Raw genomic sequence first — 14,640 nt, forward strand, 5'->3', positions numbered from 1 at the left:
GCTGGCAACCAATCGGCTCAACATTATCAACTGACTGTTGCACTTGGAACCTGAGGCCGCCCTTGTCGCGCTCGCTTTGACGGTTATGCTTTTCCCCGGTCTAACCTTTGCCCAGCAGGGTTCTACCACCGCCAAGCCGACTCAGCAGCCAATGAGCGTTGAGCAATTTGATCAGGAAATGGCAAAGGCCCAAGAAAACCTGAAAAAAATGCAGGAACAAATGAGCCTCATCCAGAAAACCACTGATCCAGCGCAGCGCCAGAAACTAATGCAAGATCACCAAGTCATGATGCAGCAAGGAATGCACATGATGAATGGGATGTTGGGGTGCTGCGGCGGCGGCATGATGGGCGGTCACATGATGGGTAACGGCCACAAGATGGGCTGGGGACAGATGGGTAGCCATTACTCCCAGATGACACCTGAGCGGATGAAGCAGCACCAATACATGATGGACAGATACATGGGGATGCAACAAATGATGATGGATCAGATGATGCAGCATCAACAGAACATGGGCACACCGCCTCGCTAAGGAAATCCTGAAAAAGGCTTCCTGATTTGGCAAAGTCACTGGACACCAATCACCGAGCTTACGGCGTTTTGTTATTGGGCTTGCTAGTGGCACTTTCTGCGGCAGGGTTCAAGGTCAGCCAACTGGCGCTAATTTTTGGTGCGCTGGGTGTGGGGATCGGGTTCGGGCTCCAGAACGTAGTGAACAATTTTGTGTCTGGATTGGTGCTTATGTTTGAACGGCCAATTCAGCCTGGCGATCTGGTGGATGCAGCAGGAACCTCAGGCGCGGTACGCGAGATCGGCTTACGAGCCACCACAATTCGCACATCAGATGGCGCCGATGTGGTTGTGCGTAACGGCCTGCTGCTCAACGGCAACCTTGCCAGCCGGACTATGTTTGATAAAAGCAGGCGTATTGATATTCCCATAGGCGTCGCCTACGGCTCTGATCCTTCTACGGTAATAGCAGTATTAAGTGCCGTCCTGAGTGACACACCGGAGTTGGCTGAGCGGCCAGCCCCTTCAGTCATGTTGACTGGCTACGGAGAGGGCGCCTTGAATTTCACGATAAGCGCATGGATGCACGATATCAGCAGTTGGGGGAGGCTGCGCGGCGAGATACTTTCCCGTGTGCTGGCCGCGCTGCAACAGACAGGCGTCTCGGTTCCTTCAAAGCAGCTTGATGGGAATTTGCACACTTCGCAGGATGCAAAACACCGCTGCCTTAACCTGGCTAGGCCGCCGGTGCATCATCGGCGGCTGACTCGATCACATCAAAAGTCAGATCTACGCCTTCCCTGCCTGCTTGAGCAAAGCATGGGTCTCACCGGCCAGATAAGAGACGAACGATTCAGCGCTCATTGCCTTGGCGAAGAACCACCCTTGAGCATAGCGGACGTTGTGGGAGCATAAATACGCTGCTTGCTCTGCGGTCTCAACACCCTCCGCGACTATAGCCAAGCCCAGCGAATCCGCCATGTCGATCAAGTGGTCGATGAGCGACGCTGCCGCCCGTGGTTGTGAAATACCATCAACGAAAGATTTATCGATTTTCAGGATATCCAGCGGTAGCTGTTGGAGGTTCTGCAGGCTCGAATATCCAGTTCCGAAATCGTCCAGTGCCCTCACATAACCCAACGCGCGGGCTTTGCTCATGGTCTCCTTCGCCGGTATCAAATCCATGAACCCCGTCTCGGTTGCCTCTAGCCAAATCTGGGAAGGGTGGACACCGGCTTTCGCCCTTATCTCATCCAGGACATCCATGAAGCGTCCGCTGCTCACGTCGGATGCTGCCAGGTTGATGGCGACATGCATTGAGCGATCTGCCACAAGCACATTTCTCAGGTCGCGTATCACCTGGCTCATGACCTGCTCAGTAATGGCTTGGATAAGACCGCTCTTTTCTGCCAGGGGGATGAATACGTCAGGTGGCACTGTCCCATGACCGGGCTTTACCCACCGTATCAATGCCTCCGCCCCCACGCATCGCCCCTGCTCAAGCTCAATAATAGGTTGATAATGCACCACGAACTCATGCCGCTTCACCGCGCGCTCAAGGGCCGCCACGGGAGATAGACGCCGCTTCGATATTCGCACGACCCCGAGCACCGCTAAGCCTGCAAGCAATGCGCCGAGCGGGAGCATGTAGGCCGAGTGCCACAGAAGAATACTCAACAGTTCAGCGCGGGGTATCGCTGCAATCGCTACCCAGGAACCTTGGCGGATGGATGTATAGAGGTAGCCCTCTCTAAGACCTCGGGTCGGGCCCATGTGCGCCAGCGTGACGATGGTTTCGCTTCCTTGGCTGCTGGCACGTATGAGATCGCCGTTAGCCGTCGCTATCGCAAGCCTGACACGATGATCGAACAGCACATCCAACAATTGCTCCGAATCAACAAGCACGTTGAAGGCGGCGTATTCCAGAGCCATCAGTGGCTTGGCAGACTCCAAGAGGGGTGACACCCCTATCGATATTTTCACGCCATCGTCGGTCGTAAAATCCGCAGGAAGTGCGTCGATTTTTTTACCGATCATCCCCCAAGAGCCACATACGAAAATGTCCTCCTGCACGTAGCCTACTGACTTCACTGAAAGGGTATTGACCGCAACCAGACGCATCTGGTCGATGCTCTCCGGACTGCAAGGAAGCAGGTCGCTGGACGCAACTGACTTCAGGGCAGTTGAAGCTTGAAGGAGTGTCGCCTGGGCACGCTGGGACAATAAACCAGCAATGTCTTCTAGCTGGCGCTCGGTGCTATGGAGTGTCAGCAGCCATCCGACCCCACCCATCACGCCCAATGCCAGGCAAGTGACGAGAACACTCGCAATAACGCCCTGCCAGATCACAGACGACCGCATTGGCCCCGCCTAGGTTATGAGAAAAAGGAAATAGTGCTCGAAATTTAGAACGATAGCTTAACGCGACAAAACGAGACTGGCTGCCGCGGGTTTGGCGATCAACCCTCGTTAGGCACAGACGTCAAGAATTCAACCCAGAGGAGGATAATCCTGTTTTCCAATCACTCCCCAAGGGATCAGTCAATTCTGAAGCTGATCTTGTATGGCACAGCCTCACCCCGCCTGGCGGATGCGCGCATCTGAAACACCTGCACCTTGTGCTTGCCCGATGCCGGTAGTGCTCCAGTCCAATCCGAGCCATTACCACCGCTACCCAATGCGCTGGACTGTCCCGGTTGATCTCCTGTCGCGAACACATTGACGTTAGCGTTGCTGTTGCCGGTGATCTGCACAGTCATGCGCTGGCCCGACTTCGCTGCCAACGTGTATTCGACAACGTCGTAGCCTTTGAGGATGCCATTAGCCTGGGCGCTATGGGCTCTTTTCACGAAGCTCACCGGTACCTTCGAGCAAGATTCCGCCTGGCGTGTGTAGAAAAATACGCCGCTCGTTAAGGCTTGGGATCTCATTTGTTCTTTAAGTAACCCCAAGGTGCTCAAGTTTTGCTCTGAACATGTCGTAGTCCCCATGCGAAAACCGACATGATCAATGAACTCTGCTGCTCGTAGCAGTCCATGGCCACGACTCTCAATGATGTGAACTAGAGGCAGGCCATCGCTGTATAATCAATGGCCTGCGATGCCGTTGATTTCGGTGGGACGACGGCCATCCTCCAGATCAAAAACTCGCATCATGAAATCGCGAGTCCCTCTGAGGTCTTGGGTACGCAGAGTGACGTGATCGATAACCATGACAGGTTCCTCATTAAGTCAATGAAGTAACGATACCGGATGATTTACCTCGCGTAGAATCCAGCTAAAAGCGCAATCATATTCAGGGAAATCCGGATAATGCTCCTCGAGAATCTGGCACTGTTTTTGTTGATCGTCGAGAAAGGTGGGTTGTCCGCCGCAGGCCGTGAGATAGGGCTTTCGCCGACGTCTGTCTCGGAGCGGCTAGGGGCGCTGGAGAAGCATTACGGGGCGACATTGCTGACCCGCACCACCCGCTCGATCAGCCTGACTGACGAGGGGCGAATGTTGATGGATGGCGCGCGTCGAATGCTTGCAGACGCTGAAGAAATCGAGAGCAATATCAAACTGGGGACAGAGCGTATTTCCGGTCTCATACGGCTGAGCGCACCTGTTGACCTGGGGCGAAACCGTATCGTGCCCATCCTGGATCAATTTCTCGAAGATAATCCTAACGTCAGCCTGGATCTGAATTTGACTGACGGTTTTCTGGATCTTGCTGGACAAGGCATCGACTTTGCCATTCGCTATGGTGCGTTGTCTGACAGCACGCTGCGTGTTCGAAAACTCAGCGAGGGGCGGCGTGTTGTGTGTGCATCACCGGCCTATCTGAGTGTTCATGGAACGCCGCAACATCCATCTGAGCTGGCCCAACAGCAATGCATCCTGATGCGCTTCGGCGCCAACATCCATCGTGAATGGCAGTTCCGCGCTGACGGTCGCTCTTTCAAGGTTTTGGTTTCGGGTAGACGTATCGCCAATGACGGCGATCAGGTGCGCCAGTGGTGTCTGGCAGGTCATGGTATTTGCATCAAGTCGTATATCGATGTGCGCGATGACTTGGAAGCGGGTCGACTGATAGAGGTGCTGGAGACCTACTCTTTACAAGGTGTGGACTTGCAAATTGTTTACCCGTCCGGCCATGTGCTGCCGCGACGCGTGAAACTGCTGATGGACGAAATCTCCTCGAAGCTGCCGACTTGAGCCGCTTCAAGGAGATTTATTCTGGTTCGCCGGGCTTGATGCTTCAGCCCTGCTTAGACCAGGCAGGAAAGTCGGAGTAACCTCGTTCGGTACCGCCGAACAACTCGGCACCTTCCAGGCCGGCTAACGGGTAGCCCTTCTCCAGTCTCAGGGGCAGATCCGGGTTGGCAACGAATTTTCGACCGAAAGCGACAAAGTCGGCATAGCCTTTCCTCAGCACCCAGTCTGCCAATTCCAGGTCATATTTGCCGGCAACCACAATGGCGTTGCGAAAGCGCTCACGCACAGCCTGACGAAACTCTTCTGGAAATTTGGGGGCATCATCCCAGTCCGCCTCGACCAGATGCAGGTACGCAATTCCTTTCTCCTGCAAGTAGGTAGCCGCCTCCAGAATTGTCGGCAGAATGTCCGGGCAAGCCATGCCACGCGCGGTCAGAAATGGAGCAACACGAATCGCAGTGCGGTCGGCACCCACTTCATCGATCACGGCATCCATGACCTCTTTAAGAAAACGCAGGCGGTTTTCCCGCGAGCCGCCGTATTCATCTGTGCGCACGTTAGAGGTGGTGCGCATGAATTGGTCAATCAGGTAACCGTTGGCACCATGCACCTCCACGCCATCGAAACCTGCCGCCATGGCGTTACGCGCTGCTTTGCGGAAGTCGTTGACGACGTCGTGTATTTCGTCACGACTCAGTGCTCGCGGCGTTGGACATTTGACCATGCTCCCAACACCCGTTGATGGATCTACTTTCCAAATGCTGCCGTCAAATGGGATTGCAGACGGCGCAACGGGTAACTCCCCATCATGGAAGTCCGGATGCGACATCCGCCCCACGTGCCACAGTTGCAGAAAGATACGACCACCAGCAGCGTGTACCGCATCGGTCACCAAACGCCAGCCAGCGACCTGTTCGTCGCTGTAAATGCCAGGGGTATAGGAATAGCCCTTGCCCTGCGGGGAGATCTGCGTGGCTTCGGTGACGATAAACGCAGCCGATGCACGCTGCGAGTAGTAAACCGCGTTCATGGCGTTAGGGATGTCGCCTGGCTGAGTGCTGCGTGAGCGAGTCATTGGTGCCATGACCACACGGTTAGGGGTGTGCAATTTGCCAACGGAACCTGGGGTAAACAATGTGGACATCAGCGTCTCCTCGTATAGCGTCAGTGAATTTTCTGGGCACAGAGTAGCCTGACGAGGATTTCTGATAATCAGCCAGAAACTGGAAACATATTACGGTCGATCCGGACAATCCAAGAGTTATGTGGCCAACTTTGGCTTCAGAATAAGCAGGCCGCCATACGTGAGGCAACCGTTCATAAACTTCCCCGCGCGTTGTGTCGGTAGACGAGTCAGCACATCCTTCAGGTAAGCATAAGGATCATGCCCGTTGAGCTCTGGATGACCATGGCCACCTCTTCGAGTTTTTCTGGGCGTCGCTCGACAATCTTCCCTATGCCGACTGTCATCCGGTCTTCCAGCGAGCACTGGAGTATTTATGCGAAACACTGAAAACGTCCGGTCATTGGGGGGGAGGGGCGAATGGACGGTAATCGTTCCCACGATTCAATTATTCTCGCTCAATCTGCTTCCAATTAACGAATGCCGCTAATGCTGGTATAGAGATTGCTGCAAACGTATTTGCCAGCAGGAGCCGTCCCATGCAACTCAGCCGTGCCAATCTGGCCGACTTCGTCTACTTCCTGGCCATCGTCCGCCACCAGAGCTTCAACCGGGCCGGGCTTGAGGTGGGCATCAGCGCATCGGCGCTTAGTCATGCGATCAAGGGGCTGGAGACTCGCCTTGGTGTTCGCCTGCTAAACAGAACCACCCGCAGCGTAACCTTGACCGCCGCCGGCGAAGAGTTGCATACGCTGATCAGTGGGCCTATCGATGAAATCGGCCAGGCGATGGAGGTGCTCAATCGCTACCGCGATGAGCCTACCGGGCGTATTCGTTTGAATACCTTGAGCGATGGCGCGGACTTGCTGCTCGGCCCCGTATTACCCCTTTTCAATGACCGCTACCCCGACATCGAAATCGACCTGACGGTAACCAACCGTTTGGTAGATGTGATTGGTGGTGGGCATGACGCGGGCATTCGTTACGGTGGAACGGTGCCGGAAGACATGATTGCCCAGCGCCTGTCGCCGGACATCCGCTGGGTGGTGGCGGGCACTGCCAACTACCTTCAGCGCTTTGGCGAGCCGAAACATCCGCAGGACTTGCTTAAGCACCGTTGCTTACGCATTCGCCTGGGCAATGACCGTATGTACGACTGGGAATTCGAGAAAGATGGTGAGCAGTTGTCCATCGCTGTTCCGGGTGCGATCACCATTGATGAGACGCGCATTGGCGTGTCATTGATTCGTCATGGCGCGGGGTTGATGTACGCACCGGAGCCAGTGATTGCGCCGCTGGTGGCCAGCGGCGATTTAGTAAGGGTGCTGGATGACTGGTCCAGCGTTGCGCCGGGTTTTCACATGTATTACTCGAGCCACCGGCAATTGCCGGTGGGCTTGCGGCTGTTGATTGACCTGATTCGCGAGGTGCAGCCGTTGGGGCCGATCAGCCCCTGATCAGGCCAGTTTGGTTTTGCTGAAACACCGCAAGCAGGCGAAGCGCGCCTGTTCTCAATGAAAAGAGTCATTTGCCCGGTTTCCTCCCGGCACCACCAGGCCCTGCCAAGCGCGCTCGGCGAGTAAGCGGTAGCGTTTTTGAGGTCAGCTTTCGTGGCGGTTGGCGAACACATCTTTGACGACCGGCACGGCAGAAAACACGTTTGGCCAGCCTGCATAGAACGCCAGCTGCGTAAGCATTTCAGCGGTCTCTGGCTGGGTCAGGCCGTTGTCCATTGCGCGATTGAGATGGTAGGTCACCTGGGCCACCTGGCCGTTGGCAATCAGGGCGCTGACGGTGATCAGGCTGCGGTCGCGGGGCGCCAGATCGGGCCGCAGCCACAGGTCATGGAACAGCGCCTCGCCGGTGTAGTGCACCAGCCCAGGTGAGACGGGGCCGACATTGTTTGCAACCGCTTGCGCCCGCACGTTCTCGGCGGCTTCGTTGATGGGCAGCCGCGTAGGTGCAACCGGCGGTAGCTGATCAGCCCCGATCCCTCGGCTGGCAAATACCGCTTTGGCAGCTGCCACGCTGGCAGTGGCATTGGCCCAGCCGGAATAGAAGGCCAGATGGTTGATCAGTTCGGATAGCTCAGCCGGTTTCACGCCGTTATCCAGGGCTAGATTCAAGTGATACGCCAACTCTACGGTCTGGTTACGGCTGATCAAAACCGCGACTGTGATCAGGCTGCGGTCGCGGGGTGAAAGGCCTGGTCGCTTCCACACTTCGTTCAGCAGCAACATCTCGGTGTTGTGCGCCAAGGCGGGCGAGACTGCGCGAACGTCGTCCAGGCTCGGTGCGACGGGGCTTTGCGCAATGCCGGTGGGTGTAGTTTTGTCGGCGGTAGAGCAGGCGGCCAACAACAGGGAAAACGAGGCGAGGGCGGTCTTTAGCAGTTTCATTCGGCGGCCTCGTATTGCGCCTCGCTGACGGGTTCCAGCCATTCGACGTTCTTGCCGTCGAGGGCCTCTTGAATGGCCATATGAGTCATGCCGGTAGTAGCCGTTGCGCCGTGCCAGTGTTTGACGCCCGGGGGCGTCCAGATCACATCCCCCGGTTTGATCCGCTGTTTTTTACCGCCCGCTTGCTGCACCCAGCCGGTACCGGCGGTAACCACCAGGGTTTGCCCCAGCGGGTGGGTGTGCCACATTGAGCGTGCGCCCGGTTGGAAATTGACGTAACCAGCGGAAACCCTGGACGGCGCACGGGCTTGGAAAAGCGGGTCGATACGTGCGCTGCCGACAAAGCTGGTGGCCGGCCCGTTGATGGAAGGCTGTTCACCGTTCCTTACAACCAGCATGGTTTGATCGGGTGCAGGGCCGGAGGCGATGGCCGCCGCCGGGATCAGAACACTAGCCAGGGCAAACCCAGCAACGATTTTTGGCATCAGTAGGCTCCTGAGGTGATGGCCGATTCAGTGGCCAAGTTAGTGCAGCGCAAGCGCGGTGACTACCGGCCTCAGGTCGCATGAAGTTGTGAGTAGGGCTCATCAATTGCTGAAGCAGCCTGATTATATGTTCACTTACTCATGAGCTTGGCTCATCGGAACATCCTGTCTTCTCCGGCTAGTCCGCACGCCCTTGGCTGAATATGCTGCTAACCATCTGGTTAAATCTTTGTAACGGAGATCATCCATGAGCTTTGAATTTCGCAACCAAGTCGCACTGGTCACCGGCGCGGCGTCCGGCATTGGCTTGGCACCGCCAACGCCGCTGCCCACAGCCACTGAGGAAACAGGATGAAAATTCCGACCTTGATAGGGGCCTGCGCAGTGGCTTGCTTAACCGCCGCTCAAGCGCTTGGAGAAGATATGCAGACGGTAGTGCGCATTGCCCAGCTTGAAATAGACCCAGCCAAACTGCAGGCATACGAGGCGGCGGTTAAAGAGGAAATGGCCGAGTCGATCCGCCTTGAGCCTGGCGTGCTGGCCATCTATTCGGTGGCGGAGAAAGACCAGCCGAACCGGCTGCACTTCTTCGAGATATACGCGAGCGATGAAGCCTATCGGAGCCATATTGCCTCAGCGCATTTTCAGAAGTACGCGGCGGCGACCCAGTCGATGATTCTTTCAAAGCGATTGATCGAGACCACGCCCGTCCAACTGAGCGCCCAAGCTGGAAAGTGAGGGTAGGGGGTGGTTCGGTGAAGCGAGAACGGCCAGACATATGGCTAATGCCAAGCGCTGATGAATGGCCGCTATTGGAAGCCGTCGCCCACGAAAGTCAGCTACCAGTCAGACTGGCGCTTTTGTCTGGCGAGCGACCTGTGAAAGGCCTACCGTGGCGTCACCACGACCGAAGGTCCGGTGCAGGCTGGCGGAAACCTCGTGTGAGCCAGGTGAGATAGAGCACGCCGAGGGTAAGCCAACAGAGCCCAATGACGATCGCGGTCACACTTAGCTGGCTCACCAGATACAGGTTTACGCACATGCCCAGCAGTGGAAACAACAGGTAGCTCACAAGCCCGAGGCGCTGGCGCTGGCGCCGGCGAGCGCGGTAGAAGTAGCAGATGACGCACAGGTTCACCGCGGTGAACCCAAGGAAGGCACCGAAGTTGATGAAGGAAGTTGCCATTTCGAGCGTGAGGTTCAAACCCAACAGCCCGATTGCGGCGGTGAACAGTAGGTTGAACACGGGGGTCTTGGTCTTCGGGTTGAGCGTGCCGAAGAACGGTTTGGGCAGTAGGTCGGCCCGGCCCATGAAGTAAAGCAGACGGCTGGTACTGAGTTGCACGATGAGGCCCGAAGCGAAACCGGAGATGATCAACCCGAGGTTCAGCCAATCCGCAAATATCTGCCCGCCCACTTCGACGGACATGAGATAAGCAGCGATCTGGGCGTCTTCAAATACGCCGCCGGGATGGACCAGTTGCATGATGTACGCCACCAACGCAAACAGCAGGCCTGCCGTTGCCATCACCAGCACCACGGCTCGTGGGATGTTGCGCTTCGCGTGGCGAGATTCCTCGGCCATTGTAGTGACCGCATCGAAACCCAGGTAGGAATAGGCCGCCACGGCCGCCGCTGCCGACACACCAAGGAAGGTACTACTGGCGTTCCATAGTGGCGCGGTCAGGGACACCGGAGACTGATGGGCGAGGTGGAAAACGCACAGCACCACAAACAGCAACACAAGAGCGATGCCCAGCCCTGTCAGCAATTTGTTTGTCCGGTCGGCAAGGCTAAGCCCCAGGACGTTCACCAGCGTGGTCAGGCCAATATTGACCAGCATCCAACCCCAGAATGGTATGGCAGGGAATTGCACATTGAGAAAAACCGATTGTACCAACCAGGCGACCATGGGCATGAACAGATAGTCCAGCAACACCAGCCAACCGACCAGAAACCCCAATTGACCGCCCAGCATTTGCCGGGCGTAAAAATAGGCGGACCCGGAAACGGGAAACAGCCTGGCCATCTTGGCGTAGCTCAATGCCGACAACAGCATGGCGCCGGTGGCCAGCAAGAAGGCGGTCGGCGCCGTGCCGGCGCTGCCCTGGGCAATGACGCCGAAAATGACCAGCACCAGGCTGGGCGCCATGTAGGCCAGACCGAACAGCACTAACGAAGTCAGACCGAGGCTGGCGGTCAATTTGACGGGTTTATCGGCCATGTCAAAGCTCCCTTTCGAGCATGAACGGGGGGACGGCGAAGAGGGGGAGCTTGCGGGCCCCGGTAGCTACATTGATCACGGTGGTGTTCCTGTTGTTGATGACGCAGATGCAACCGGTCCGGGCTGCATCCACCTTCAGGTTTCGTTCAATAGCGGTAGGAGACGAACATCTCGAATGCACTGAAATCGTCGTTGCCGTAGGTTTCTCGGGCGGCTGCAAGGGGCTTGACCCAGCTGTAGGACACGCTGGTGTAAACGCTGGCTGTCGGGGTCCATTCGACGAACACCACGTTTTCGTCTGCGAAGCGTCGATCGCTGACGGCCCCACCGTTGAGCACTTTTTCATCCAGGCTGAACTGGTAATGAATACCGCCCAGGTTCACCGTGGGTGTCAGGTGGGTGCGTAGTGTCCACTGGCTTACGCGTTCGTTGCTGTTGAACAGCAGATAGTTACCGACGACATCGCCAATCAGCCAGGTACCCCAGTCGACGTAGCCTTTGCTGAGCGGGTCCCAGGCTTTCTGCCTGTTGTCGCTAGGGTCGTCGTCGCCGGAGAAGGCGGCATAGCGATAGCTCAGCAGTGGCTGTAGGGGCACGGAGGAAAAGGCATAGCCTGCCTGGGCGTACCAGGCGCTGGCGTCGTAGTCGACACCGTCGCCCGCACCACGCTGGACAGCGTATTCACCCTTTAACGTAAGGTCGTCCACCAACGGCACCTTGCCTTGCAGCGCCCGCAGGTTGTAAACCTGCATTCCCTCACGCGGGGTCAACCTGTCGGCCTTGCGTGCCAGGGCGTTGACCTTCATCGCCATGGCGCCCAGGGTTACCGTATCGACCACGCTATAGTCGATATTCAGGCCGTTCATGCGAAAGTCACCCAGGTCGTCATCCGTGCGCAAGCTGAATGCCTGAGCGCTGAGCGAGCCATGGCTGTAACCCAGCAGCGCGGAGTCGCGGAAGGCAGTGCGTGGGCCTATCCAGTAGGCGGCATCGTCGAAGAGGTCGAGGTTGCCGTCCATGACGATGAAACCGGTGCCGACCTTGTAGTCCTGGCGCCCGGCGCTGAACGACCAGCCCCCTTTGCGCACCCCGCCATAGAAGGCTTCGATGGACAGCCCGTGATCGGAGCTGCGGGTGTAGCCGCCAGCATCGCCGTCGCCAAAGGTAGCAGCCCCTACCGATGATGCGCCGCCGAACACTTCAAGATCGGGGCTGATCTCATAGCGCAGGGTGGCGCCGGGCTTCAGGTACATTTCCTGCCAGACAGCCCGCTCGCCGGTATTGCGGCCATTGCGCAGGTCCATGCGCCCGGCACCGAAATTGACGTTGCTGGCGCTGATGCTGGCTAAGCCTGCGGCCAGTGTTGCTTCCCCTTTGATGTCACCAGCCTCGAAGGCATACCCGGCAAACGCGCAGGGGCTGAGTAAGGCGCCAAGCGCCGAAAACGCCCGCACGTGGGTGATGAAGGACATGCTGAATTCTCCCGATTCTTCTTGTTGTAATGACAAACCCGGCGATTCGCGCGCGCACTTTCCCCTCCGGGACCTGAAGGCCCGGAACGAAACAGGGGGGGCGCGTGGCGTGTTTCGCCTCGTTGCAGGGGGGCGTCAGCCGAAGCCTGGGTCTCGATGCACTTCCTGGCCTTCCAGCAGCGTGAGCAAGACCTGGGCCTGGGCGATCTCGCCGGGCGCGATTTCAAACAGGTTGCGGTCAAGCACGATCAGGTCGGCGTACTTGCCTACGCTCAGGCTGCCGGTAAAGTCGTCTCGCCAGGCGGCGTGGGCAGCATTGATCGTGTAACCACGCAGTGCATCCTCAATGCAGATGCGGTGCTGCGGGTTGTGCACCGGGTCGTCGGGGCCTGCATTGGGTGCCTGGCGCGTGACGGCCGCTTGGAGGATCTGGAACGGGTCATAGGTACTCACGCCCCAGTCGCTGCTCATCATGCAGGTCACGCCTTTACGTACGAACGCGCCGATGGGGAAGATCCATTGGCTGCGTTGCTCGCCTAGCATGGCGTAGGCGATGGCGTCGGCTTCAGGCTGCGGCTGAGCCCACAAAGGCTGGAAGTTGGCCAGGATGCCCAGGGTGGTGAAGCGAGAGATGTCGACGGGGGCCACCACTTGCAGGTGAGCGAGCTGGTGACGCGAATCCCATTCGCCATTCTGTTGGCGAGAGTAGTCAATCCCATCCACGGCCGCACGTACGGCACCGTCGCCGATGGTGTGTATGTGCAATTGGAACCTTTCCCGGTCGAAGGCTGCGAAATACTCGTTGATCTGCGCCTGGGTGAACATCAGTTCGGCGTTGCCACCCGTGTCGCTTCGCGGCTCCAGGAACACCGCCGTGCCGCTTTCCAGCACGCCGTCGAGGAAGAACTTGGCCGAGTGCATGCTCACCCGGTCGCCCTGGTAGGTGTCGCGCAGGTCCTTCAGTTCGCTAAGCTGCTCGTCCAGCGGCTTGTGCGCGAACACCTTGGAGGTGGCACGCACGCGCAGGGTCAGGTCACCACGCTCATGGGCGGCCTGGTAGTTCTTCATGTAATTGCGGTTGACCATGGCATCCAGAATGCCAGTGATGCCCCGACGGTTGAACTCCTTGCTGTAGTGCTGCATGGCCTCCAGGTATTCCTCGTCTGTGTACCCGGGGGCGATACGATTCATTGCCCAGATCGCATCCTCCAATAGCCACCCCTTGGGCGCACCGTCGGCGTTGCGCACATAACTGCCGTTCTGCGGTTCGGGGCTACCCGGCTGCACACCGGCAACTTCGAAGGCTGCGCTATTGGCCCAGCCATTGTGGTAGTCGTTGGCCAGCATGAGTGCCGGGCGACTGCCCGTCACACTGTCGAGCAGCTCCTTGGTGAGCACGTCCGGGCCGAACAGGCTGGAGGAAAAGCCGACGCCACGAATCCAGGTCTTGTCGGGATGGCGTTCGACGAACTCGCGGATACAGCTCAGCAGTTCATCAAGGGTGGTAGCGGCATACAGCGAGGCATTGTGGTAAAGGTCGGCGCTGCTCAGCTGAAAGTGTACGTGGGTGTCTTGCAGGCCAGGCAACATCAGCCGCCCCTGTGCGTTGATTCGGCGGGTTTCGATGCCCGCCATGCGTTCGATATCGACGTTGTCACCCACAGCGACGATGCGCCCCTGATGCACAGCGATGGCCTGAGCCCTGGGCAGGTTCGGGTCCATGGTGTGGATGTCAGCGTGGGTGATGATCAAGTCTGCTGAGATAGTCATGCGAACTCCGGTCAAACGGATTTTTATAATGCGAACGATCAGCGGCGCGACAATCAAGTGCCGCTCTTGACTTTGCTCCAGAGCCGAGTACGCACGCGCTCCAGTTTGAGCGGCAGCGTTTCGAGCGGGTACAGCGTTGCCATTACTTCTTTCGAGGGGTAAACCGCCGGGTTGTCGCGCAGTTGCGGATTGATGAGAGCCGTGGCGTCCTTGTTGCCATTGGGATAGCCGACATAATCGGAGCTTTTGGCAATCACTTGCGGGCGCAGCATGTAGTTGATGAAGTCATAGCCCTGCTGCGGGTGAGGAGCATCCTTGAGCAACACCATGTTTTCAAACCAGACCGGCGCGCCTTCTTTCGGAATGCTGTAGGCCAGTTTGACGCCATTGTTGGCATGGGCGGCCTCAGGTTCCAAGTGCAACAGTCAGTTGATAATGTTGAGCCGATTGGTTGCCAG

General features: G+C 57.5%; 13 protein-coding genes and 4 pseudogenes. 6 read left to right on the top strand and 11 right to left on the bottom strand.

What is annotated here, in order from left to right:
- The first annotated feature begins 85 nt into the window (after nt 1-85).
- Both BLX42_RS12315 and BLX42_RS26870 read left to right on the top strand, forming a co-directional pair.
- Entirely contained in the window at nt 86-535 is a 450-nt protein-coding gene (locus tag BLX42_RS12315) for a hypothetical protein (protein WP_161871874.1), read from the top strand.
- A 179-nt stretch (nt 536-714) separates the two neighbouring features.
- Nucleotides 715-1,167: pseudogene (locus tag BLX42_RS26870) on the top strand (mechanosensitive ion channel family protein); the annotation flags it as partial.
- Nucleotides 1,168-1,302: 135 nt separating this feature from the next.
- On the opposite strand, the gene BLX42_RS12325 reads toward BLX42_RS26870, so the two are convergent.
- The 3 genes from BLX42_RS12325 to BLX42_RS26875 form a co-directional block, all read right to left on the bottom strand.
- Nucleotides 1,303-2,874, bottom strand: a complete 1,572-nt coding sequence (locus tag BLX42_RS12325) for an EAL domain-containing protein (protein ID WP_161871865.1) — start codon at nt 2,872-2,874, stop codon at nt 1,303-1,305.
- Nucleotides 2,875-3,050: 176 nt separating this feature from the next.
- Nucleotides 3,051-3,473, bottom strand: a complete 423-nt coding sequence (locus tag BLX42_RS12330; RefSeq protein ID WP_218176406.1) for a DNA breaking-rejoining protein — start codon at nt 3,471-3,473, stop codon at nt 3,051-3,053.
- Between the two features lie 126 nt (nt 3,474-3,599).
- Nucleotides 3,600-3,725, bottom strand: coding sequence for a hypothetical protein (locus BLX42_RS26875; protein WP_256345813.1), 126 nt, complete (start codon nt 3,723-3,725; stop codon nt 3,600-3,602).
- 99 nt (nt 3,726-3,824) lie between these two features.
- On the opposite strand from BLX42_RS26875, the gene BLX42_RS12340 reads away from it, so the two are divergent.
- Nucleotides 3,825-4,709, top strand: coding sequence for a LysR family transcriptional regulator (locus BLX42_RS12340; protein ID WP_161871867.1), 885 nt, complete (start codon nt 3,825-3,827; stop codon nt 4,707-4,709).
- A 43-nt stretch (nt 4,710-4,752) separates the two neighbouring features.
- Here BLX42_RS12340 and BLX42_RS12345 read toward each other — a convergent pair whose 3' ends face one another.
- Both BLX42_RS12345 and BLX42_RS12350 read right to left on the bottom strand, forming a co-directional pair.
- Nucleotides 4,753-5,853 (bottom strand): alkene reductase, encoded by a 1,101-nt coding sequence (locus BLX42_RS12345; RefSeq protein WP_161871868.1) that lies wholly within the window; start codon nt 5,851-5,853, stop codon nt 4,753-4,755.
- A gap of 154 nt (nt 5,854-6,007) precedes the next feature.
- Nucleotides 6,008-6,105: pseudogene (locus BLX42_RS12350) on the bottom strand (transposase domain-containing protein); the annotation flags it as partial.
- Nucleotides 6,106-6,107: 2 nt separating this feature from the next.
- Between BLX42_RS12350 and BLX42_RS26880 the strand changes: the two are divergent.
- Together BLX42_RS26880 and BLX42_RS12355 are read left to right on the top strand one after the other, a co-directional pair.
- Nucleotides 6,108-6,263: pseudogene (locus BLX42_RS26880) on the top strand (DNA mismatch repair protein MutT); the annotation flags it as partial.
- Between the two features lie 108 nt (nt 6,264-6,371).
- Complete coding sequence (locus BLX42_RS12355) at nt 6,372-7,289, top strand: LysR family transcriptional regulator (RefSeq protein ID WP_161871869.1); 918 nt, start codon at nt 6,372-6,374, stop codon at nt 7,287-7,289.
- 144 nt (nt 7,290-7,433) lie between these two features.
- Here BLX42_RS12355 and BLX42_RS12360 read toward each other — a convergent pair whose 3' ends face one another.
- Nucleotides 7,434-8,231 (bottom strand): carboxymuconolactone decarboxylase family protein, encoded by a 798-nt coding sequence (locus tag BLX42_RS12360; RefSeq protein ID WP_161871870.1) that lies wholly within the window; start codon nt 8,229-8,231, stop codon nt 7,434-7,436.
- On the bottom strand, nt 8,228-8,716 hold the full coding sequence (locus BLX42_RS12365; protein WP_161871871.1) for a cupin domain-containing protein: 489 nt from the start codon (nt 8,714-8,716) through the stop codon (nt 8,228-8,230). The genes BLX42_RS12360 and BLX42_RS12365 overlap by 4 nt, the downstream gene beginning before the upstream one ends.
- A gap of 351 nt (nt 8,717-9,067) precedes the next feature.
- Between BLX42_RS12365 and BLX42_RS12370 the strand changes: the two genes are divergently transcribed.
- Complete coding sequence (locus BLX42_RS12370; protein WP_115274468.1) at nt 9,068-9,454, top strand: putative quinol monooxygenase; 387 nt, start codon at nt 9,068-9,070, stop codon at nt 9,452-9,454.
- A 160-nt stretch (nt 9,455-9,614) separates the two neighbouring features.
- Here BLX42_RS12370 and BLX42_RS12375 read toward each other — a convergent pair whose 3' ends face one another.
- The 4 genes and pseudogenes from BLX42_RS12375 to BLX42_RS12390 form a co-directional block, all read right to left on the bottom strand.
- Nucleotides 9,615-10,940 carry an APC family permease gene (locus tag BLX42_RS12375; protein ID WP_115274469.1) on the bottom strand — a complete coding sequence of 442 codons (1,326 nt, stop codon included), beginning with the start codon at nt 10,938-10,940 and terminating at the stop codon, nt 9,615-9,617.
- A 146-nt stretch (nt 10,941-11,086) separates the two neighbouring features.
- Entirely contained in the window at nt 11,087-12,412 is a 1,326-nt protein-coding gene (locus BLX42_RS12380; protein WP_161871872.1) for an alginate export family protein, read from the bottom strand.
- Between the two features lie 135 nt (nt 12,413-12,547).
- Nucleotides 12,548-14,182 carry an amidohydrolase gene (locus tag BLX42_RS12385; RefSeq protein WP_161871873.1) on the bottom strand — a complete coding sequence of 545 codons (1,635 nt, stop codon included), beginning with the start codon at nt 14,180-14,182 and terminating at the stop codon, nt 12,548-12,550.
- 53 nt (nt 14,183-14,235) lie between these two features.
- Nucleotides 14,236-14,577 (bottom strand): annotated as a pseudogene (locus tag BLX42_RS12390) (extracellular solute-binding protein); the annotation flags it as partial.
- Nucleotides 14,578-14,640 lie beyond the last annotated feature (63 nt).

The organism is Pseudomonas sp. SG-MS2 (genome assembly GCF_009933855.1).
Taxonomy (GTDB): domain Bacteria; phylum Pseudomonadota; class Gammaproteobacteria; order Pseudomonadales; family Pseudomonadaceae; genus Aquipseudomonas; species Aquipseudomonas putida_E.